This window comes from Haemophilus haemolyticus, from assembly GCF_003493605.1.
In the GTDB taxonomy this organism is placed as follows: domain Bacteria; phylum Pseudomonadota; class Gammaproteobacteria; order Enterobacterales; family Pasteurellaceae; genus Haemophilus; species Haemophilus haemolyticus_J.
In genome coordinates this window covers 55044-77035 of the sequence record NZ_QQKA01000009.1, presented here as the reverse complement: position 1 = coordinate 77035, position 21992 = coordinate 55044, and the positions used below count along the sequence as shown (strand labels likewise).

The 21992-nt window shown below is 37.5% G+C and carries 21 protein-coding genes, 5 tRNA genes, 2 rRNA genes and 2 pseudogenes; 17 read left to right on the top strand and 13 right to left on the bottom strand.

All coding sequences use genetic code 11. The annotated features are described in order from the left end of the window. The first annotated feature begins 11 nt into the window (after window positions 1–11). From rrf (DV424_RS07235) to murQ, 6 genes are all read left to right on the top strand, one after another. Window positions 12–126, top strand: a 5S ribosomal RNA gene (gene rrf, locus DV424_RS07235). Between the two features lie 47 nt (window positions 127–173). Beyond that, window positions 174–289: ribosomal RNA gene (gene rrf, locus DV424_RS07230) — 5S ribosomal RNA — on the top strand. A 12-nt stretch (window positions 290–301) separates the two neighbouring features. Next, window positions 302–378 (top strand) — tRNA-Asp (locus DV424_RS07225). A gap of 16 nt (window positions 379–394) precedes the next feature. Beyond that, window positions 395–470 (top strand) — tRNA-Trp (locus tag DV424_RS07220). Between the two features lie 134 nt (window positions 471–604). Next, on the top strand, window positions 605–1744 hold the full coding sequence (locus DV424_RS07215; RefSeq protein ID WP_192880666.1) for an anhydro-N-acetylmuramic acid kinase: 1140 nt from the start codon (window positions 605–607) through the stop codon (window positions 1742–1744). A 9-nt stretch (window positions 1745–1753) separates the two neighbouring features. Next, window positions 1754–2665: an N-acetylmuramic acid 6-phosphate etherase gene (gene murQ / locus DV424_RS07210; protein WP_118859567.1), complete on the top strand. Its 912-nt coding sequence runs from the start codon at window positions 1754–1756 to the stop codon at window positions 2663–2665. A 29-nt stretch (window positions 2666–2694) separates the two neighbouring features. Here murQ and DV424_RS07205 read toward each other — a convergent pair whose 3' ends face one another. Together DV424_RS07205 and envC are read right to left on the bottom strand one after the other, a co-directional pair. Beyond that, window positions 2695–3537, bottom strand: coding sequence for a divergent polysaccharide deacetylase family protein (locus tag DV424_RS07205; RefSeq protein ID WP_118859566.1), 843 nt, complete (start codon window positions 3535–3537; stop codon window positions 2695–2697). Then, window positions 3537–4769 carry a murein hydrolase activator EnvC gene (gene envC / locus DV424_RS07200; RefSeq protein WP_118859565.1) on the bottom strand — a complete coding sequence of 411 codons (1233 nt, stop codon included), beginning with the start codon at window positions 4767–4769 and terminating at the stop codon, window positions 3537–3539. Before envC ends, DV424_RS07205 begins: the two co-directional genes overlap by 1 nt. Before the next feature lie 175 nt (window positions 4770–4944). Here envC and DV424_RS07195 point away from each other — a divergent pair, with 175 nt between their 5' ends. Next, entirely contained in the window at window positions 4945–5628 is a 684-nt protein-coding gene (locus tag DV424_RS07195) for a 2,3-diphosphoglycerate-dependent phosphoglycerate mutase (protein WP_005625827.1), read from the top strand. 310 nt (window positions 5629–5938) lie between these two features. After that, window positions 5939–6037 (top strand): annotated as a pseudogene (locus DV424_RS09005) (IS3 family transposase); the annotation flags it as partial. 47 nt (window positions 6038–6084) lie between these two features. On the opposite strand, the gene DV424_RS07185 reads toward DV424_RS09005, so the two are convergent. From DV424_RS07185 to rpmE, 4 genes and pseudogenes are all read right to left on the bottom strand, one after another. Continuing rightward, window positions 6085–6831, bottom strand: coding sequence for a glycosyltransferase family 25 protein (locus DV424_RS07185; RefSeq protein ID WP_118859563.1), 747 nt, complete (start codon window positions 6829–6831; stop codon window positions 6085–6087). Next, a pseudogene (locus tag DV424_RS07180) lies at window positions 6828–7694 on the bottom strand (glycosyltransferase family 8 protein); the annotation flags it as partial. The pseudogene DV424_RS07180 and the gene DV424_RS07185, both read right to left, overlap by 4 nt. A 108-nt stretch (window positions 7695–7802) precedes the next feature. After that, window positions 7803–8615 (bottom strand): glycosyltransferase family 25 protein, encoded by an 813-nt coding sequence (locus DV424_RS07175; RefSeq protein WP_118859561.1) that lies wholly within the window; start codon window positions 8613–8615, stop codon window positions 7803–7805. 95 nt (window positions 8616–8710) lie between these two features. After that, complete coding sequence (rpmE, locus tag DV424_RS07170) at window positions 8711–8923, bottom strand: 50S ribosomal protein L31 (protein ID WP_005625828.1); 213 nt, start codon at window positions 8921–8923, stop codon at window positions 8711–8713. Between the two features lie 175 nt (window positions 8924–9098). Between rpmE and mutY the strand changes: the two genes are divergently transcribed. From mutY to DV424_RS07145, 5 genes are all read left to right on the top strand, one after another. Continuing rightward, window positions 9099–10235 carry an A/G-specific adenine glycosylase gene (gene mutY / locus DV424_RS07165; RefSeq protein ID WP_118859560.1) on the top strand — a complete coding sequence of 379 codons (1137 nt, stop codon included), beginning with the start codon at window positions 9099–9101 and terminating at the stop codon, window positions 10233–10235. Then, window positions 10213–10485 carry an oxidative damage protection protein gene (locus DV424_RS07160; RefSeq protein WP_046950326.1) on the top strand — a complete coding sequence of 91 codons (273 nt, stop codon included), beginning with the start codon at window positions 10213–10215 and terminating at the stop codon, window positions 10483–10485. Before mutY ends, DV424_RS07160 begins: the two co-directional genes overlap by 23 nt. A gap of 14 nt (window positions 10486–10499) precedes the next feature. Further along, the gene (gene mltC / locus DV424_RS07155; RefSeq protein ID WP_118859559.1) at window positions 10500–11576 is read left to right on the top strand and encodes a membrane-bound lytic murein transglycosylase MltC; all 1077 of its coding nucleotides are present in this window, start codon (window positions 10500–10502) and stop codon (window positions 11574–11576) included. A gap of 235 nt (window positions 11577–11811) precedes the next feature. After that, a tRNA-Phe gene (locus tag DV424_RS07150) sits at window positions 11812–11887 on the top strand. 2 nt (window positions 11888–11889) lie between these two features. Beyond that, window positions 11890–11965: transfer RNA gene (locus DV424_RS07145), tRNA-Asn, on the top strand. 481 nt (window positions 11966–12446) lie between these two features. Here DV424_RS07145 and DV424_RS07140 read toward each other — a convergent pair. From DV424_RS07140 to DV424_RS07110, 7 genes are all read right to left on the bottom strand, one after another. Beyond that, window positions 12447–12532 (bottom strand) — tRNA-Leu (locus DV424_RS07140). Window positions 12533–12557: 25 nt separating this feature from the next. Continuing rightward, window positions 12558–12896 carry a preprotein translocase subunit SecG gene (gene secG / locus DV424_RS07135; RefSeq protein WP_005693717.1) on the bottom strand — a complete coding sequence of 113 codons (339 nt, stop codon included), beginning with the start codon at window positions 12894–12896 and terminating at the stop codon, window positions 12558–12560. Window positions 12897–13004: 108 nt separating this feature from the next. Further along, window positions 13005–14960 (bottom strand): DNA topoisomerase III, encoded by a 1956-nt coding sequence (locus tag DV424_RS07130; protein WP_118859558.1) that lies wholly within the window; start codon window positions 14958–14960, stop codon window positions 13005–13007. A 15-nt stretch (window positions 14961–14975) separates the two neighbouring features. Beyond that, window positions 14976–15578 carry a recombination mediator RecR gene (gene recR / locus DV424_RS07125; protein WP_005626527.1) on the bottom strand — a complete coding sequence of 201 codons (603 nt, stop codon included), beginning with the start codon at window positions 15576–15578 and terminating at the stop codon, window positions 14976–14978. A 61-nt stretch (window positions 15579–15639) separates the two neighbouring features. Then, window positions 15640–15969, bottom strand: a complete 330-nt coding sequence (locus tag DV424_RS07120; protein ID WP_065250372.1) for a YbaB/EbfC family nucleoid-associated protein — start codon at window positions 15967–15969, stop codon at window positions 15640–15642. A 168-nt stretch (window positions 15970–16137) separates the two neighbouring features. Beyond that, a complete protein-coding gene (locus DV424_RS07115; protein WP_065250371.1) occupies window positions 16138–16983 on the bottom strand; it encodes a 23S rRNA (adenine(2030)-N(6))-methyltransferase RlmJ in 846 nt (281 codons plus the stop codon). A gap of 72 nt (window positions 16984–17055) precedes the next feature. Beyond that, on the bottom strand, window positions 17056–19656 hold the full coding sequence (locus DV424_RS07110; protein ID WP_118859557.1) for a penicillin-binding protein 1A: 2601 nt from the start codon (window positions 19654–19656) through the stop codon (window positions 17056–17058). 98 nt (window positions 19657–19754) lie between these two features. On the opposite strand from DV424_RS07110, the gene DV424_RS07105 reads away from it, so the two are divergent. The 4 genes from DV424_RS07105 to DV424_RS07090 are packed head-to-tail and all read left to right on the top strand — an operon-like array spanning window position 19755 to window position 21987. Further along, window positions 19755–20552, top strand: a complete 798-nt coding sequence (locus tag DV424_RS07105; RefSeq protein WP_118859556.1) for a type IV pilus biogenesis protein PilM — start codon at window positions 19755–19757, stop codon at window positions 20550–20552. After that, the gene (locus DV424_RS07100) at window positions 20553–21059 is read left to right on the top strand and encodes a competence protein B (RefSeq protein ID WP_118859555.1); all 507 of its coding nucleotides are present in this window, start codon (window positions 20553–20555) and stop codon (window positions 21057–21059) included. Further along, on the top strand, window positions 21056–21577 hold the full coding sequence (gene comC / locus DV424_RS07095; RefSeq protein ID WP_118859554.1) for a competence protein ComC: 522 nt from the start codon (window positions 21056–21058) through the stop codon (window positions 21575–21577). The genes DV424_RS07100 and comC overlap by 4 nt, the downstream gene beginning before the upstream one ends. Next, window positions 21574–21987, top strand: a complete 414-nt coding sequence (locus DV424_RS07090; RefSeq protein ID WP_118859553.1) for a competence protein — start codon at window positions 21574–21576, stop codon at window positions 21985–21987. The genes comC and DV424_RS07090 overlap by 4 nt, the downstream gene beginning before the upstream one ends. Window positions 21988–21992 lie beyond the last annotated feature (5 nt).

Here is a 21992-nt window from a genome sequence, read left to right as displayed (position 1 = left end):
CAAAGAATTATCCTGGCGGCGATAGTGCGGTGGAACCACCTGAACCATACCGAACTCAGAAGTGAAACGCTGTAATGCCGATGGTAGTGTGGGGCATCCCCATGTGAGAGTAGGGCACCGCCAGGTTTATTTTTTTAGTTTATTCATTGAGTAAATTAAAAAAATAAAAAATTTTTGGCAGAGATAGTGCAATAGATCCACCTGATACCATACCGAACTCAGAAGTGAAATGTTGTAACGCTGATGGTAGTGTGGGGTATCCCCATGTGAGAGTAAGGCACTGCCAATTACCACATTTAGCGGAGTGGTAGTTCAGCTGGTTAGAATACCTGCCTGTCACGCAGGGGGTCGCGGGTTCGAGTCCCGTCCATTCCGCCAATTTATTCATACCAATAGGGGCGTAGTTCAATTGGTAGAGCACCGGTCTCCAAAACCGGGTGTTGGGAGTTCGAGCCTCTCCGCCCCTGCCATTAAAATATTCTTTTCAATTGATCATAAAATATCTTTATACTCATACCTTTTTTATATTATTTAATAATTCTTTTTATTTTTCTTTTTGAATTAGATATATAATTATTGAGTTCAAAATATAAAAATAATTAGTATGAAACCTCAATATTATCTTGGCATGATGTCAGGCACTAGTCTAGATGGAGTAGATGTCGCTCTCGTTGATTTTTCTCTAGAGCCTAGACTTATCTTATCTGATTTTTTTCTTATGCCAGAAAATTTACGTCAGAAATTAACCAAACTCATTCAAGCTGGTGAAACAACTCTACAAAATTTAGGCGAACTCGATCATGAGCTTGCTTTACTGTATTGCGATTGTGTAAATACTTTTCTACAAAAATATAATCTTATTCCAAGCCAAATTGAAGCTATTGGTTGTCATGGACAGACAGTATGGCACTCTCCTGCTTCAGCATTTCCTTTCACGATGCAACTAGGCGATATGAATTTATTGGTAGCGAAAACGGGAATATCTGTTATTGGTGATTTTCGTCGTAAAGATATGGCATTAGGCGGACAAGGCGCTCCTCTTGTACCCGCTTTCCACAAAGCTGTATTCTCAAATCCTAATTTTGCCACAGTTGTTTTAAATATTGGTGGGATTAGTAATGTTTCTATATTGTTTCCTAATCAACCTGTAATTGGCTTTGATACAGGTCCAGGTAATACATTATTAGATCAATGGATCGAAAAACATCAAGGGCTTCGTTATGATGAAAATGGCGAGTGGGCAGCAAAAGGCAACGTGAACCAAGTTCTGCTTGATGAATTATTAAATGAACCTTTTTTCTCTTTACCCGCTCCAAAAAGTACAGGGAGAGAGTTATTTAATCTTGAGTGGTTAATTGGCAAAGTAGAAAAAGCATCTGAAAAACTTACCGCGCTTTGCTCCAAAATCACATTATCCCCAGAAGATGTGCAAGCGACGCTTGTTGAATTGACGGTAACAAGCATTGTTAATGCACTAAATCAGCTTCAAACAGATTTACCAAAACGTTTACTAGTATGTGGCGGCGGTGCAAAGAATAGCTTAATTATGCGTGGATTGCATGATAATTTACTCGATTGGCAGATAGGTACAACAACAGAGCAAGGTTTTGATATTGATTATGTGGAAGCCGCTGCTTTTGCTTGGTTAGCTTATTGTCGAATGAACAATTTACCAGCAAACCTGCCTAGCGTAACTGGCGCAAAAAGTGCGGTTAGTTTGGGGGCTATTTTTCCCAAAGACTAAGGTTAAAATATGAATGACATTATATTAAAAAGTTTATCCACGTTAATTACGGAACAACGAAATCCGAACTCAGTTGATATTGATCGTCAAAGTGCTTTAGATATTGTTCGATTAATGAATAAGGAAGATAAACAAGTTCCTTTAGCTATTGAAGCATGTTTGCCAGAGATTTCGTTAGCGGTAGATAAAATCGTTCATGCTTTTAAACAGGGCGGGCGTCTAGTATATATTGGGGCTGGGACGAGCGGTCGTCTTGGCGTATTGGATGCATCAGAATGTCCTCCTACATTTGGTGTATCTTCGGAAATGGTCAAAGGTATTATTGCGGGGGGCGAACATGCTATCCGTCATCCCGTAGAAGGGGCAGAAGACAATACGAAAGCTGTACTTGAGGAGCTACAAAGCATAAATTTCTCAAAAAATGATGTATTAGTAGGAATAGCTGCAAGTGGCCGCACACCTTATGTTATTGCAGGTCTTCAGTACGCTAAATCTCTTGGTGCTTTGACAGTTTCTATTGCAAGTAATCCAAAATCTGCGATGGCTGAGATAGCCGATATTGCGATAGAGACTATCGTTGGCCCTGAAATATTGACAGGATCTAGTCGCTTAAAATCTGGTACCGCACAAAAAATGGTACTGAATATGCTGACTACGGCAAGTATGATTTTATTGGGTAAATGTTACGAAAATTTGATGGTCGATGTACAAGCCAGTAATGAAAAGCTTAAAGCACGCGCCGTGCGTATCGTAATGCAAGCAACGGATTGCGATAAAACGCTCGCTGAGCACACATTAATTGAAGCAGAGCAAAATGCCAAGCTTGCAATTATGATGATTTTAAGTAATTTATCAAAATTAGAGGCGAAGGCATTATTAGAAAGACATCAAGGTAAATTAAGAAATGCACTTTCTAAATAAGACAAAAACCTGATTGTAAAATCAGGTTTTTATTTTGGAATTCCGCGTAGTAATCCTACGGGTTCAAAAGGTTCCATTGAGGTTGGCGCAGGCATTTCTGTAAATAATAGAATAAATGGTTTAGGTGGAATTACTTTTTCATTACGCCATAAATTGCCCATTCCTACCAGTTGGATATCTGCTGGTAAATTGTTAAGACCTGCTTGTAACACCGCTATTGTATTTGGACGAGGATGTCCTATCGCAATCGCGGTACCATGTTTTCTTGCATATTGAATTGCAGCTTGAAATTGATGTTGAACGTCAGCTAGTTCGTTACTGTCATCTAAAAATATATGGCGATCTAATGAACGAACCCCTTGTTCTTTTGCTATTTTTCCTGCTACAGATTTTCCTATTGTTCGACTATCTAAAAAGAATAAATGTTTTTCTTGAAGTGCTGTCATTAAATAAGTCATTAATTGGGGATCGGCCGTAGCCGCGCTGCCCATGTGATTATTCATACCAATTGCATCATTCACGATATTTTTGGCTGTATTTACCCGATCGTTGACCTGTGCTGAAGACATTCCTAAATGCAGCCCTCCATCTTCTATTTTTACCGCACTCATAGGTTGCATCGGCATATGAATTAAAATGTCTCGACCTTGAGATTTTGCTTCTTGATTACGTGCTCGAGCATGAGGTGCAGCAGGAATAATTGCGACGGAAATTTCACGCGGCATTGCAAAAATAGCCGCATCTTCTTTGAGATGATAGCCGACATCATCAATAACAATAGCAAGTTTATCTTGCGCAAGGGAGATGGAAGTATAAAGTGCGGTAGAAAAAATGATGAAATTTTTCACCGCATTTTTTATGAGAAGTTTCATTAACGAATCCATCCAGTTGGATTCACTGGTGTGCCTTTTCGGCTAATTCCAAAATAGAGTGCGGAACGCGAAATTTCACCAGTATTGCCCACTTGAGCAATAGTTTGTCCCGCAGAAACAAGTTGACCAACTTTTACTAATACGGCTTGATTAAAACCATACAAACTTAAGTCGGTTTCACCATGTTTGACGATGACCATATAACCGTAGCCATTCAAATACCCCGCTAAAATGACACGTCCAACCGCAATCGCTTTGACGGCAGTTCCAGCTGAGGCACCAATAACCATACCTTTCCAACGAACTTCACCTGCCTGAATCGTTCCAAAATTATGTAAAGTTGGCCCTGAAACTGGTGCTGAATATTGTTTTTTGGCAATCCCTAAACCACTTGTACTGTTAAGCAACTGACGTTCTTGTGCTGTCGGTTGATAAGGTTTTGAAGTCCGTTTTTCTTCAGCTTTTTGTCGCTGTGAAAGCGCGTCACGCTCTCTTTTTTCTTGTTCTAAGGCTGCTTTTTCTGCACGTTGAATTTCTTGACGGAGCGCTTGTTCATTAGCCTTTAGGCTATCCAATTTATTTTGATCTCTCGCTAAATTCTTATTAAGTTCATTTAGCGTAGATTGGCGTTCTTGTTGTGATTTTTGTAATTCTTGTTGCTGTTTTTTTTGCGTTAAAAGTTGATCTCGATGATTTTTTTGCTGACCTAAAATTGATTCTTTTTGAGATACAATTTGAGCTTGTGTTGCTTTTAAACTATCAATTATTTCTATTCGAACTTGGTTTAAATGTTGATAGTACACTTTCATGCGTTCTGCTTTTTCCGCATTTTTAGAAAACATTCTTTCAATTACGGAAGGATTTAAACCTGAGCGATAAATCATATCCATTTGTTTCGCTAAGCGTGATTTTTGTTCAGATTCTTGTTTTTCCAATTGTTTGAGTTGTTTATCTGAATCAGAAATTTGCTTGCGAATTTCTTTCAAGCTCATTTCCGTTTCATGTAACTCACCCACGACAGCATTAATTTTACTTTCATGGTTTTTCAAATTAGCTTGTAGCTTAGATTGCACGCGTTTTTGTTCAGCAATTTTAGATTCTTGTTGCTTAATTTGCTTTTGAAGCTGATTAAGATCGGAAGCATGACTTATTGGGGAAAAAATCAACAAACCGCAGCTAAAAAGCGCGGTGAAAAATGGTGATATTTTTTTGTTTAATCCCGAATACAGCATAATTTTTCCTAAATTCTTAAAAACGCACAAATCTTATCACATTTGTTAAAAGGCGAAAAAGTTTAGCCCCTATTTTTTGCTAAAGATCAGGAAAACTCGCCTTTTTGCTTTTAAACATACTCAATTTTTGCTATAAAGTGCGAGTTATCTTTTACTTAAATTTTAGGAGATTCTTATGGAATTAGTATTTATCCGTCACGGTTTTAGTGAATGGAATGCGAAAAACTTGTTCACTGGCTGGCGTGATGTAAATTTAACAGAACGTGGCGTAGAAGAAGCAAAAGCAGCGGGCAAAAAATTATTAGATGCTGGCTATGAGTTTGATATCGCATTTACATCTGTGCTAACTCGTGCAATCAAAACTTGTAACATCGTGTTAGAAGAATCTCATCAATTATGGATTCCTCAAGTGAAAAACTGGCGTTTAAATGAACGTCATTATGGTGCTTTACAAGGTTTAGATAAAAAAGCGACTGCGGAACAATACGGTGACGAACAAGTTCATATTTGGCGTCGTTCTTATGACATTTCTCCACCAGATCTAGATCCACAAGATCCAAATTCTGCACACAATGACCGTCGTTACGCAAATATTCCATCTGACGTAGTGCCGAATGCAGAAAATTTAAAAATTACTTTAGAGCGTGCACTTCCATTCTGGGAAGACCAAATTGCACCAGCAATGCTTTCTGGTAAACGTGTTTTAGTTGTTGCTCACGGTAACTCACTCCGTGCGTTGGCAAAACATATTATCGGTATTTCTGATGCTGAAATTATGGATTTTGAAATTCCAACTGGCCAACCTTTAGTATTAAAACTAGATGATAAATTAAATTACGTAGAACATTACTACCTTTAATTTATCGCTTTACTTTTTTAATTTAATATTCAAAGTGTGGGTAATTTTGATCTGCACTCCAAAAGTTGGACCAATAACCAACAATTGAGGTGCAGATTTTATTATGGGTAAACACTATACAATCTAATTTAAATTACAGGTTCTTCAACCTATTCTGAATCGAAAAATGAGTATCATAGAAGTACAATATTCCTTCTGACGCCTTAGTCGGGAAATGGTTGGAACGGTTTGAATAAAGTGGCATAAAAGGACTTATTCTCCGCAAACCATCATAACAACCGCTGATGAAACCCAAATATGCAAAGTTGATGCAGTCAGAGATTATTTGGATTACTATAATCACCGACGGATTCAACTAAAATTAAAAGGACTGAGTCCGATAGAGTACCGAAAACAATCCTTTAAATAACACTCTAATTTTTTGGGAGTAGATCAAAAAGAATCGCACTTTGTCATTTATGAATGCAACAAATTATAAATATTCCTTTTAATACTTGTACTGATATTAAATAATTCTCTTGCAATCACTGTTTTTAATGTCTTGACTTTCTTCTGCTTTTCAAAAATAGTTGATTCAATTTCGTAATCAGCCTCTAAGCAAAACGGTACAATTGCATAAGGTGGGACTTTATTTTCAAAAAAACGGTCCATTGTAACATCCACGGTTAAATACCATTCTTGGCTTTGCTCTAAAAATTTCTTAGCCGCTTTAGGTGTTAAATAATAACCTGTTGCACCAATAAAACCTTTATTAAATTGATAAACAAAGAAATGCCCAAAATCCGCCACTAATTTTCTTTTATTTTTTAAGCGGTCAGGCTGCAACCAAAAAAACTCAAAGGTATTTTTCTCACTATTAATAAAATCGAGCACATCTAGAAAATTATCTTTAAACTTAGCATCATCTTCCAACACAATAATTGGGCTATCTAACTCAACACATTTTTCCCACATTGAATAATGGCTAGCATAACACCCTAGTTGATTGAGTGTGAGTGGATACCCTTTCACATTCAATCTCTTCTTCTCATTATAGTGTTGGAATAAGGGATGATTCGGATTTTCTTTTCCATTAATTGCCTTAAAGAAATGAATAGCCTGTTCTGGGTTATCCAAAAATAATTGATCAAACTGAGCCTGCATATAAGCTTTACGATCAGTAGATTTTTCTAGGTTAATAATATAGATCGGTAATGTTTTCATTTTAGTCTCTTTAACTTTCTTATTAAATATTTGATGTGATACCATACTGAAATAAATTTATTACCATCTTTCCAAAAGTATTTAGATGCTTTTTTTAACCCTAATGTAGTATCAATATTTTCAAATTCTTGCTTTTTCCAAAATGATCTACTTTTATAATAATTATAGATTCTATTGTAACCAGATATAGACCAAGGTTTATGAGGTCCAATAAAATGAACTAAAGAAACAAATTTACATTCTTCATAAAAATTTTCCCTAGATAGTTTTAACCATTTTTGGTAATTAAACTTTTCTGATAAAAATATAACAGAACCATTATTTAATATCAGGTTAAGCACATCTTGATCTGGATAAACATAAGAATTCATACTAATTAAACTAAGAAATTTCTCAGTGATTTTGTTATTAACCCATGCACTAGTATTTATATACATTACTCCAGAATTAAAATATGTTGATTCTTTCTTAAATCCCAATTCATGTAGTCTGTATAAATGATATTCTTCTATTGTATCAGGTACAGCTGCTACAACCTTTTCAGATAAATTAGTAGAAAATATTTCAGATATATCTCCGACACATATAACATCCGTATCTAAATATAGAAAAGTATCTATTTTTCTATGTAAAATATAAGGGATAAGCAGCCTATAATACATACCTTTTGAAAAATGTTGGGTCGTTTGTAAACCCTCAACAATACTATCATCTAACCAGTAAAAGAAAATATTTATGTTTTTATATGGCAATGATCTTATTCTGTTTAAATCTAATATATCAATCTTATTAACAAATATATGAAAGTTATAGTTTTCATGAACGTTATTCTCTAAAATTGATAATATTGATATACCGATATATTTAGAGTACTTAAAATATGATTAGAATACTATATTATTATTCTGATTATTATGATTAATAATCAGATCTAATTTTTTATTAACTAATTTAATATTGCTAAGCATAATCTATCTAAATGGTACTATATATTTTTTTCTCTTTCTCTTATATAAGAGTCTCTTAGGTTTGGTTATTAATCGAAAGAGACGTTCTATTAATGTTTTCTTCGAATTTTTAGCTTTATTACCTTTTAATATTTTATAACGTTCATCTTCTAACTGACTATATAAAACACTTTTACTCTTTTTCCATTGTAATTCTTGAATACTTATAGCTGGTATCATTTGGTAACTATATACATTATCTAAATTCAGAAAATCTCTAAATGCCAAAATATCAATGGCATCAATATTATCCGATGTGAGCGTGGACATTTGCTTAAACAAACTGATAACGGCATTTCTGGATATAACATATGCAGCTAACCCATACTGCTCTTCGACTAATTTTAAGATCAACCTACTCTTAAACGATGAGATCTTTACATTTTCACATTTTGCTGGCTTCAAAAAAGTTTCAAATCTCAAAATAAAACTATCATCTGAACCAAATCGCTCCTTTAACCATTCATCTTCAGCTAAAAATGAATAAGCATCCTCACCTAGCAATACATCATCTTCAAAAATATATATATAAGGAAGGTTCTCATCTATGCATTTTTTCCATAGCATATAATGACTCATAAAACATGCTTTCTCCCCTTCTGAAAGTTTAGCATGAGCAAGATTTGGCAAATAAGTTTGAATGAGTTGATTAAGGCATTCTGATGGGGTTATAGCATCATAGAATTCAAAAGGAATATGATGTTTTCCAAATTCTTGGATGATATGTTCACGACGTTGAAAAGCAGATGAAAGGCTTATAACATAATTGGTATGCATAGGTATTTCTTATTCAATTTAGATTTGGCTATTTTATACATTATCTAGATAAAACAAAACCCCACCATTTGGTAGGGTCTCGAAGCAAGTCCAAATTATTTTGTGCTTGGAATTTTGAAACGGCTGTTGAAACGCTCAACACGACCACCAGTATCAACAACACGTTGTTTACCAGTGTAGAATGGGTGGCAGTTACCACACACATCAAGATTGATGTCTTTACCTAAAGTTGAACGAGTTTTGATCACATTACCGCAAGAACAGGTTGCTGTGATTTCTTTATATTCAGGATGAATACCTTGTTTCATAGAAAACCTCAAAATGAAGCCACGCCGCTATAGGAACTTTCTCCCCACACCGCGTGAGTTAATAATACGCCATAATTGGCACCAAATAGATCGCGGATTATACTGAAAAAATACAGATAAACAAGCCCTATTTTCATGTAAAATCATTGGGATTTTTAATCCGCACTTTTCTTTTATGTTAGCAAAATCTTCAAGTAACGCACCTTTTGCACAATCTGTGCTGAAATGGTATGACAAATTTGGCCGCAAACATTTGCCGTGGCAACAAGATAAAACACTTTATGGTGTGTGGCTTTCTGAGGTGATGTTACAACAAACACAAGTCGCGACAGTCATTCCTTATTTTGAGCGATTTATTAAAACATTTCCAAATATCACCGCACTTGCCAATGCTTCGCAAGACGAAGTTTTGCATTTATGGTCTGGTTTAGGCTATTACGCTCGGGCGCGTAATTTGCATAAGGCTGCTCAGAAAGTGCGGGATGAATTTAATGGAAATTTCCCAACAAATTTTGAGCAGGTTTGGGCGTTACCAGGCGTGGGGCGATCGACAGCTGGTGCTATTTTATCTTCTGTATTAAATCAGCCTTATCCGATTTTAGACGGCAACGTAAAGCGAGTGTTAGCTCGCTATTTTGCTGTTGAAGGGTGGCCTGGTGAGAAAAAAGTGGAAAATCAGTTGTGGACGTTGACGGAACAGGTTACACCCATAGATCGTGTGGCGGATTTTAATCAAGCTATGATGGATATTGGCGCGATGGTATGTACGCGAACTAAACCAAAATGTGAACTTTGCCCATTAAATTTGGAGTGCTTAGCTTATAAAAATCATAGTTGGGAAACGTTTCCTGCTAAAAAGCCGAAAATAAATATGCCAGAAAAAGAGACTTATTTTTTGATTTTATCTAAAAATGGCAAAGTGTGCTTGGAGCAGCGGGAAAACTCGGGGTTATGGGGCGGATTGTTTTGTTTTCCACAATTTGAAGATAAAGCTTCGTTACTTAATTTTTTAGCGCAAGAAAAAGTCAGCTATTATCAAGAATGGCCAGCTTTTCGTCATACCTTTAGCCATTTCCATTTAGATATCTATCCTATTTATGCAGAAATGGACGGTGGAATTAATATTGAGCAAGCTAATTTAGATTGGCGCAAAGTTGTGGAAAGTCCAAAAGAATATCAATCAAACCTATCAAGTGCGGTCAAATATTGGTATGATCCGCAGAATCCTGAACAGATCGGGCTGGCTCAGCCTGTGAAGAATCTTTTAATACAATTTGCAAGGAATTATTATGGCAAGAATGGTATTTTGTGAGTATCTCAAACAAGAAGCGGAAGGTTTAGATTTCCAACTTTATCCTGGAGAACTAGGTAAACGAATTTTTGATTCGGTGAGTAAGAAAGCTTGGAGCGAATGGATTAAGAAACAAACGATGCTAGTGAATGAGAAAAAACTTAATATGATGAATGCAGAGCACCGTAAATTATTAGAACAAGAAATGGTTAATTTTTTGTTTGAAGGTAAAGATGTTCATATTGAAGGTTATGTTCCACCATCAAATTAATTGGCTGTTATACAATGAAAAAGTATTTAGTATTAGCGTTATTACCGCTTTTGTATGCTTGTAGCGATTCGTTGAATCGTGGAGGCATGAATTATGATGAGTCCTTTGCAAAAGACACGCAAGGGTTAGATATTCTCACAGGGCAATTCTCGCATAATATTGACCGTATTTGGGGCGTCAATGAATTGTTAGTGGCTAGTCGAAAAGATTACGTGAAATATACAGATTCTTTTTATACGCGTAGCCACGTGAGTTTTGATGAAGGTAATATCGTTATTGAAACCCAGCAAGATCTCAATCGATTACACAATGCTATTGTCCATACCTTGTTAATGGGGGCTGACGCAAAGGGTATTGATTTATTTGCATCTGGAGATGTGCCGATTAGCTCTCGCCCATTCCTTTTAGGACAGGTTGTGGATCATCAAGGGCAACAAATTGCGAATCAAGTTATTGCAAGTAATTTTGCAACTTACTTGATTCAAAATAAATTACAAACTCGTCGATTACAAAACGGGCATACTGTGCAATTTGTTGCGATTCCAATGATTGCAAATCACGTAGAAGTGCGCGCACAGAAATATCTACCATTGGTTCGTAAAGCGGCTGAACGTTATGGCATTGATGAAAGTTTGATCTTAGGTATTATGCAAACAGAATCGAGTTTTAACCCATATGCGATTAGCTATGCAAATGCAATTGGATTAATGCAAGTCGTGCCTCATACGGCAGGTCGAGATGTGTTTGCAATGAAAGGAAAGGGTGGTCAACCATCAACGCGTTATTTATATGATCCTGCTAATAATATTGATGCTGGCGTATCTTATTTATGGATTTTACAAAATCAATATTTAGATGGAATTACGAATCCAACCTCAAAACGTTTCGCAATGATTTCTGCATATAATAGTGGTGCCGGTGCTGTATTGCGTGTTTTTGATAATGATAAGGATATGGCGATTTACAAAATTAACCAAATGTATCCAGAGCAAGTTTATCGCATTCTAACGACTGCTCACCCATCATCACAGGCTCGCAATTATTTGCTGAAAGTTGATAATGCACAGAAAAAATTCCGTGTCAGACGATAATTGAATTTTTTCAGATAATTAAAAAAGCTCGTTGGGAAATACCATCGAGCATTTTTTATAATAAGTGCGGTTTATTTTGAAATAATTTTATTATTTCGTTGTTTTAATAAACATATTGATGATTAACTATTCAAATGAAACGTTTTTTTGTGTTTTTTTAAATTTAGGTGTTGACCGAATCCCGAAAAAATAGTTTAATATGCTCCGTTGTCAGGCAGTAGCCAATAACGATAACGCCTCGATAGCTCAGTCGGTAGAGCAGGGGATTGAAAATCCCCGTGTCGGTGGTTCGATTCCGCCTCGAGGCACCATTTCCTCCTTAGTTCAGTCGGTAGAACGGTGGACTGTTAATCCATATGTCGCAGGTTCGAGTCCCGCAGGAGGAGCCAAATTCAGAAAAGCCGCTAAAGAATTTTAGCGGCTTTTTGCTATCTCTTATTCCAGCACATAAATTATTTCCCTGTTTAAAACGGAAGTTATTAAGTATTAGAATTAATTCTCTTTCTTCCCATCCCTTTGTTTTTTTTATCTTCTTTCTTTTGTATTTACATTGATGATTTAAATTAATAAAGAAAAATGTTCATATGGACCTTGTGTACATTTATAAGGATTAGATCTTGTTATAGAAGGGATAATTTCTTTGATATGTTGTACAGCTTGTAATAATGAAATAAGGCCTTTAGATGGCATTCAAGGAAAACTCTTTGCTATATCTAATAATCAGGTTTTATCTTCGATAGTTTGTCGTTTTGATATTGAATCCTGGAGATCGTATTGTGATGGAGTATGAGACGGGAAATAAGATAAATCTAATAATAGTAGATAAAACAAAACCCTGCGATTAGTTTCGCGGGGCTTTGTTTAGTCAAATGGTGCTCTGGGCGAGACTTGAACTCGCACGACCTGCGGTCACTACCCCCTCAAGATAGCGTGTCTACCAATTCCACCACCAGAGCGTTAATTTTTTATACTAATCCTATTTTATTGTGGGATGTCGCTATTTTTATTGTCTTTCGCTGGAGCTGCTTGTTGTTGAACTTGCTCTGCAGCTTGCGATAAATCATCAAAAGTACCTTTTTGAACATTGCCTTTATGTGAATTCATATTACCTAAAACAAGGGCAATAACAAAAAATGCGGTTGCTAAAATCGCACTAGTACGTGTTAAAAAGTTACCTGCACCAGCAGAGCCAAACATTGTACCTGATGCGCCACCACCAAAAGATGCACCAGCGTTCGCTCCTTTACCTTGTTGAACGAGAATAAACCCGATCAAGGCAATCGCGACAACAACATAAATAAATAAAAGAACTTGATACATTTTTTCTCTCTAATTTGCAATTTTGCAAGAAAACTGGTCGTGAATGTTATAGAAAATTCAATTTTCTCGCAAGTGCTTTGCATAAAAAAAATATTAATTGGTTTAACTTTAATCAGTTTCACTGTTTGATTTACTGGATTTTTTTACCGCACTTTTAGGTTTCGCTCTATCGGATTTAATCATTTTAATGCGGCTTAATTGTCTTAATGCATTAAGATCTACAAAACGGACTAAATCAGGCAACATTTGATTCAAGTTATGCATAAATTGTTGATAGGTTGCTTGTTTTTGACTAATGTCTGTGAGTTGCGATTCCCAATGAGCCGTCATATCTGGTTGGGTGGCAATATCTGGTAATGCCTGAATTAAAATTCTTCCAGTTTCTGTACTATGAATATTTCGCCCTTTTTTCGTTAAAAAACCGCGTTTAAAAAGTAATTCAATGATGCCAGCGCGAGTAGCCTCTGTACCCAATCCATCGGTTTCTCGCAGGATTTTTTTGAGTTCTTTATTCTGTACAAATCGTGCAATGCCCGTCATTGCTGAAAGCAAGGTTGCATCGGTGAAAGGCTTTGGCGGCTGAGTTTTTTTACTCATCACTTCTCCGCGTTCACAATGCAAAATTTGTCCTTTCTTTACTATTGGTAATAAGGGTTCTTGATTTTCTGTGTCGTCTTCTTTGCCTAACAATTCTTTCCACCCAGCCGTTTGTAAATTTCGCGCTTGGGCTATAAAAGTACCGCCAGCGATATTTAATGTGATTTTACTTTTACGATATTCTGCGTCAGGGCAAAATTGCATTAAATATTGGCGAGCGATAAGGCTGTAAATATTTCGTTCTTCTTGTGTTAGATTTACTGGACGATTTTTGGCAGTAGGAATGATTGCATGGTGAGCTTCTACTTTTTTATCATTCCAACAGCGATTTCTCTGTTCAGTTGAAATGACATTTGGTAAGACTTGATAAGCTTCACAATGGGTTGAAATTGCATTTAATACATTGTGTCGTTCAGCAAAATGTTCTTCGGGCAAATAGCGACAATCAGAACGCGGATAAGTAATTAAACGATGAGTTTCATATAGGCGTTGGCACGTATCTAATACGGCTTGAGCAGACATACCGAATCGCTTTGCTGCATCAATTTGTAACGCAGAAAGGGAATAAGGCAAGGGCGCCGTTTCTTTCTCGCGTACGTCTTTGTATTCGGTGACTTCTGCTGGTTGATTTGTAATACGTTTTACAACGTTTTCTGCTAATCCTTTAGAGAGCACCCTGCCGTCATCATCTTGGTAATCCTCGCAAGCTTTGCTAGGTTGCCATAAGGCACTGAAAAGTGCGGTTGATTTTTCTGGAGTTTTTTCTTCTTTGCTCTCTGGATTAACCCAAGCCTGTACTTCAAAGAAGTCTTTGGGCTGGAAATGCTTAATTTCTAAATCTCGACGTACAATTAAACCTAGCACAGGGGTTTGCACTCGTCCAACCGAAAGCACGCCATCATAGCCAGTTTGTCTGCCACGAATGGTATAAGCTCTGGTCATATTAATGCCATAAAGCCAATCGGCGCGAGCTCGTGCGAGAGCGGATGTGGCAAGAGGAATAAAATTACGGTTGGGTTGTAATTTTTTAACCGCTTTTTCTACCGCACTTGGATTTAGGTCGCTAATCAAGCAGCGTAAAATTTTATCGCGTTTTTCGGCAGATAAATTGGCATAACTGAAGACTTCATCTACAAGTAATTGCCCTTCTCTATCAGGGTCTCCTGCATTAACAAGTGTATCCGCTTGATGGATTAGTTTTTCCACCACAGAAAGTTGTTTTTTTACTTCTTTTCGCGGTAAAAGTTGCCATTTTTCTGGAATGATTGGGAGATGTTCTAAACGCCATTGTTTGAATTTAGGATCATAGGCATCGGGTTCTGCTTGCTCGAGCAAATGCCCTACACACCAAGTTACCACATCATTATCGCCACATTTAATAAAACCATCCCCACGTTGATGGGGTTTCGGGAGCACATCAGCAATAGCGCGAGCTAAGCTTGGTTTTTCGGCGATAAATAAACGCATAATGGTATGAGAAGATTAGTCGATTTGACGACGACCTAGAAAAGAGTGAGTAAGCGTTGTACCGTCCACAGTTTCCAGTTCACCACCGACAGGAATGCCATGAGCGATACGACTCACTTTGATATTATGTTGGCGGCACATTTCAGCGATGTAATTTGCTGTTGCATCGCCTTCCACAGTTGGGTTTGTTGCAAGAATCACTTCGTGGAAAGATTCTTCTACTAAGCGTTTTTGCAGTAAATCTAAACCAATTTCACGGGGACCAATGCCATCAAGTGGAGACAAATGTCCCATTAAAACAAAATAACGTCCTGAAAATTGCCCTGTTTGCTCAATAGCTTGAATATCTGCGGGCATTTCAACGACACAAAGCAAACCTGAATTTTGACGGCGTGGATTATTGCAAATGTTGCAAGTATCTTCTTCCGTAAAGTCTCGACATTGTGAACAATGGCCAATTTTAGACATGGCTTCTGTGAGTGCTCGAGCCAAATTCATCCCACCGCTACGATTACGCTGTAAAAGATGATAAGCCATACGTTGCGCAGATTTGGGCCCTACGCCCGGAAGACAACGTAAGTTTTCAATAAGGTGTTCTAAAAGTGGACTGCTTTGCATAGTGATTAATGAGAGGAAACTGAGAGATGACGCGTGAATCTTATATTCACGCGCCTAATAATTAAAACGGAAACTTCATTCCCGGAGGTAATGGCATTCCAGCGGTAACTGATGCCATTTTTTCTTTTTGTAATTCTTCAGCACGACGTACCGCATCGTTAAAAGCGGCCGCGATTAAATCTTCTAACATTTCTTTATCGTCTTCCATTAAAGATGGATCAATGTCAATGTGACGGCAGTTATGTGCACCATTAATTGTAATTTTCACTAAACCTGCACCAGATTCACCCGTTACTTCTAGTTGCGCGATTTCTTCCTGCATTTTTTGCATTTTTTCTTGCATTTGTTGGGCTTGTTTCATTAAGCCGCCTAAACCGCCTTTTCCAAACATAATGTTATCCTTTATTAAGTCAAAGATTGCGTGCATTCTAGCGAAAAAATGGGCTTTTGGGAACAGTGGGGTTAATGATTTGGGGTATTTAAAATCTCAGAAAATTTCACCGCACTTTTGAAGTCAAGTGCGGTGAAATTTAGAGGAGTTTAGAGTGGGAAGAGACGGTTATTCAGGTGTAATCCATTCGACAGTCCAGCTTCCTGTACCTTCTGGAACTAATGTTTTTGTGAGGTAAGGCAAAATTTCTTTCATTTGGGTTTCTAATGTCCAAGGTGGGTTAATTACTACCATACCGCTTGCCGTCATACCTCGTTGATCGCTATCAGGGCGAACGGCGAGCTCAATTTTTAGAATTTTTCTAATTCCTGTTGCTTCTAAGCCCTTAAAAATACGTTTAGTTTGTTGGCGTAATACAACGGGATACCAAATCGCATAAGTGCCAGTGGCAAAACGTTTATAGCCTTCTTCAATGGCTTTGACGACAAGATCATAATCTTCTTTTAATTCATAAGGCGGATCGATTAGCACCAAGCCACGACGTTCTTTTGGAGGTAGTGTTGCTTTGACTTGTTGAAAGCCATTATCACATTTTACGGTGACATTTTTGTAGTCACTAAAATTATTGCGAAGAATTGGATAATCGCTAGAATGAAGTTCGGTCAATAGTGCGCGATCTTGTGGGCGCAACAATTCCGCGGCAATTAACGGTGAGCCAGCGTAATAACGTAGTTCTTTGCCACCATAATTGAGTTTTTTGATCATTTTTACATAACGAGCAATATCTTCGGGTAAGTCTGTTTGATCCCACAAGCGTCCAATACCTTCTTTATATTCCCCTGTTTTTTCTGATTCGTTTGAGGATAAACGATAACGCCCCACGCCAGAGTGCGTATCTAAGTAAAAAAAGCCTTTTTCTTTGAGTTTAAGATTTTCCAAAATGAGCATTAAGACGATATGTTTCAAGACATCAGCATGGTTGCCTGCATGGAATGAGTGACGATAACTCAGCATAATATATCCTTTGTTTAATAACGAAGGCGAGCCAATTGACTCGCCTGATTATGCACTAAAGTGCGGTCATTTTTAGAAGAGTTCTTCTGGTTGTGCAGCAGGCGTTGGCGTATTGCCTTCATTATTTAAGCGTTGCTGTAATTCTGTGGGAACATAATAACCACGCTCTTGCATTTCCGAAAGATAGGTACGTGTCGGTTCAGTACCTACAATAAAGTATTCTTTGCGTCCACCAGCTGGAGAAAGCAATCCAGTCATAGTATCAATACTTTTTTCCATAATTTTCGGTGGTAATGGTAATTTACGTTCAGGTTTGTCGCTCAATGCAGTTTTCATATAAGCGACCCAAGCTGGCATCGCTGTTTTCGCACCCGCTTCTCCGCGCCCGAGTACACGTTTGTTGTCGTCAAATCCTACATAAGTTGTGGTTACTAAGTTTGCACCAAATCCTGCATACCAAGCCACTTTTGAACTATTTGTGGTACCTGTTTTACCGCCTATATCGCTACGTTTAATGGTTTGTGCGATACGCCAGCTAGTTCCTTTCCAGTCTAGACCTTGTTCGCCATAAATTGCCGTATTTAAGGCGCTGCGGATTAAAAATGCTAACTCGCCACTGATTACTCGAGGGGCATATTCTGTTTTCGACGATGCATTTTTTGCTGCTGCCATTAAATCAATTGCATCTTCCTTAAGTGAGGCCACATTTGACTGTAATTCTGGCAGTTCAGGTACAGTTTCAGGTTGTTGATCAACTTCTTCACCGTTTGTACTGTCATCTGATGGTTTTAAGGCATTTTCGCCTAAAGGAATATTCGCAAAGCCGTTGATTTTATCTTTCGTTTCACCATAAACCACAGGGATATCATTACACTCAATACAAGCAATTTTAGGGTTTGCAATAAATAGGTCTTTACTCGAGTTATCTTGAATTTTTTCAATGATATAAGGTTCAATGAGGAAACCGCCATTATCAAACACCGCATAAGCTCTAGCCATTTCTAATGGTGTGAATGAGGCTGCGCCAAGCGCTAAGGCTTCACTTGCAAAATATTGATCACGTTTAAAGCCAAAACGTTGTAAAAACTCTGCTGTGAAATTAATACCTGCGGTTTGGATAGCACGAATAGCAATCATATTTTTAGATTGACCTAATCCTACGCGTAAACGCATTGGACCATCATAACGATCAGGTGAGTTTTTTGGTTGCCACAGTTTTTGTCCTGGTTTTTGAATAGAAATTGGGCTGTCTTGTAATACACTAGAAAGTGTTAAGCCTTTTTCTAATGCCGCTGCGTAAATAAATGGTTTGATAGAAGAACCTACTTGAACTAAGGATTGTGTCGCACGGTTGAACTTACTTTGTTCATAGCTAAAGCCACCAACAATGGCTTCAATTGCACCATTATCTGAGTTAAGAGATACTAACGCAGAGTTAGCTGCTGGAATTTGTCCTAATTGCCATTCACCATTAGTACGTTGACGAATCCAAATTTGCTCGCCTACTTTTACAGGATTGCTTCTGCCAGTCCAACGCATTGCATTAGTGGATAGCGTCATTTTTTCACCGGATGCTAATAATAGATCCGCACCACCTTTTGTTATTCCAACCACGGCTGCGGGAATAAATGGCTCAGAATCTGGCAGTTTGCGTAGAAAACCGACAATGCGATCATTATCCCAAGCTGCTTCACTTTTTTGCCATAAAGGTGCACCACCGCGATAACCGTGACGCATATCATAGTCAATCAAGTTATTACGCACAGCTTTTTGTGCTTCAGCTTGGTCTTTTGAAAGTACAGTGGTAAATACTTTATAACCACTGGTGTAGGCATTTTCTTCACCAAAACGGCGAACCATTTCTTGGCGTACCATTTCAGTGACATAATCAGCACGAAATTCAAATTTTGCACCATGATAACTCGCGACGATTGGCTCTTTTAATGCAGCATCATATTCTTCTTTACTGATGTATTTTTCATCTAACATTCGGCTTAGCACTACATTGCGGCGTTCTTCTGAACGTTTTAAAGAATAAAGCGGATTCATGGTTGAAGGTGCTTTTGGTAAGCCTGCGATAATAGCCATTTCCGATAACGTCAATTCATTTAATGATTTGCCGAAATAGGTTTGCGCAGCAGCCGCAACACCATAAGAACGATAGCCTAAAAAGATTTTGTTTAAATAAAGCTCTAAGATTTCTTGTTTGGTGAGGGTATTTTCAATTTCTACGGCAAGCACGGCTTCACGAGCTTTACGAATAATAGTTTTTTCTGGGGTTAAGAAAAAGTTACGCGCTAATTGTTGGGTGATCGTACTTGCACCTTGTGATGCGCCACCATTATTCACTGCAACAAATAACGCACGCGCAATGCCGATAGGATCGAGACCATGGTGATCATAAAAGCGGCTATCTTCCGTCGCTAAAAATGCATCAATTAAGCGTTGTGGTACTTCAGCTAATTTCACTGGAATACGTCGTTGCTCGCCAACTTCACCAATTAATTTACCGTCGGCCGTATAAATCTGCATTGGCTGTTGTAATTCAACAGTTTTTAATGCTTCTACTGAGGGCAATTCCGATTTTAGGTGGAAATACAGCATTCCGCCTGCGACTAAACCTAAAATACATAAAGTTAATAGGGTGCTAAATATCAATTTTGCGATCCGCATCGTAAAATTCTCGCTTCGTTAATGAATATTCTTGTCAAGAGACCTATGATTTGGCTGCTAAGTATAAAAGATTCAGCCTTTAAAGAATAGGAAAGAATATGCAATTCTCCCGGAAAAATCACCGCACTTTACAAATTGGTATTCACCGTAAACAAGGTAATTTTGATTTTGTGTGGCTTGATGAACTTGAACAGCCACAATGTTATCAAGCCTCTATCAATGATAGCGATTTAAAAAATCGTTTTTTGCGATATTTAAAAACACAATTTCAAGGGAAAACCTTTTCTTTGCGGTTTGTGGCAAGTATTTCTGCTCACTTGACTTGGTCGAAAGTATTAATGTTGCCACAAGTGTTAAATGCACAAGAATGTCATCAACAATGTAAATTTGTGATTGAGAAAGAGTTGCCCATTCCTTTAGAGGAATTGTGGTTTGATTATATTTCTACTCCGTTAAAGCAAGGTTTTCGTTTAGAGATTACAGCAATTCGAGAGGCAAGTGCTCAAACTTACTTGCAAGATTTTCAGCCATTTAAAATTAGTGTGTTAGATGTTGTTCCTCATACCATCTTGCGTGCATTTCAATATTTGTTAAATGAACAAGTGCGGTCAGAAAATACCTTATTTTTATTTCAAGAAGATGACTATTGTTTGGCGATTTGTGAAAGATCTCAGCAATCGCAAATTTTACAGTCTCACGAAAATTTGACCGCACTTTATGAGCAATTTACCGAACGTTTTGAAGGGCAAATTGAAAAAGTTTTTGTGTATCAAATTCCCTCAAGTCATACGCCATTACCAGAAAACTGGCAGCGAGTAGAAACGGATTTACCTTTTATCGCACTTGGCAATGCGCTGTGGCAAAAAGATTCACATCAACAAAAAGTGAGTAGCTAAATGTCGATGAATTTATTGCCTTGGCGTACTAATCAACATCAAAAGCGTTTGCGTCGTTTAGCTTTTTATATCGCTTTATTTATCTTGCTTGCTATTAATTTAATGTTGGCTTTTAGCAATTTGATTGAACAACAGAAACAAAATTTGCAGGCACAGCAAAAGTCGTTTGAACAACTTAATCAACAGCTTCATAAAACTACCATGCAAATTGATCAGTTACGCAGTGCGGTGAAAGTTGGTGAAGTTTTGCAATCTCTCACGAATGGGCAAGTCCAAAATAGTTTGCTGCGATTAAGTGAATTGCCTCTTCAGACAGGCGAATTAAACCGATTTAAACAAGATGCCCATAACTTAAGTTTGGAAGGTCGAGCGCAAGATCAAACGGAATTTGAGTCGGTACATCAATTTTTAAAGAAACATTTTCCCAATGTGAAATTAAGTCAGGTTCAGCCTGAACAACATACATTGTTTTTTCGCTTTGATATGGAACAAGGAGAGGAAAAGTGAAAGCCTTTTTTAACGATCCTTTTACACCTTTTGGAAAATGGCTAAGCCAGCCTTTTTATGTTCATGGCTTAACCTTTTTATTGTTATTAAGTGCGGTGATTTTTCGCCCTATTTTAGATTATATCGAGGGGAACTCGCGTTTCCATGAAATCGAAAGTGAATTAGCAGGGAAAAGATCAGAATTGTTGCATCAACAGAAAATTTTAACTTCTTTACAGCAGCAATCGCAAAGCAGAAAACTTTCTCCAGAACTGGCTGCACAAATTATGCCGTTGAATAAACAAATTCAACGTTTAGCTGCGCGTAACGGATTATCTCAGAATTTACGTTGGGAAATGGGGCAACAGCCTATTTTGCATTTACAGCTTACTGGGCATTTTGAAAAAACGAAGACATTTTTAACCACACTTTTGGCTAATACGTCACAGCTTTCAGTGAGTCGATTGCAGTTTATCAAACCCGAAGACAGCCCATTGCAAACCGAGATCATTTTTCAGCTAGATAAGGAGGCAAAATGAAGTATTGGTTTTTCCTAGTTGCATTATTTTTTATGAATTGCAGTTGGGGACAAGATCCTTTCGATAAAACACAGCGCACCCATTCTCAGTTTGATAACGCACAAACAGTAATGGAGCAGACAGAAATAATTTCCTCAGATGTACCTAATAATCTATGCGGAGTGGATGAAAATCGCCAAGCGGCTGAAATTCCTTTGAACGCTTTAAAATTGGTGGGCATAGTGATTTCTAAAGATAAAGCGTTTGCGTTATTGCTGGATCAGGATTTGCAAATTTACAGCGTTTTAGAGGGCGTTGATGTGGCTAAAGAGGGTTATCTAGTGGAAAAAATTCATCAAAATAAAGTGAAGTTTATGCGTAAGCTCGGTGAGCAATGTGATAGCGCTGAACAGAAAGAATTAAGTTTTTAAAGGAA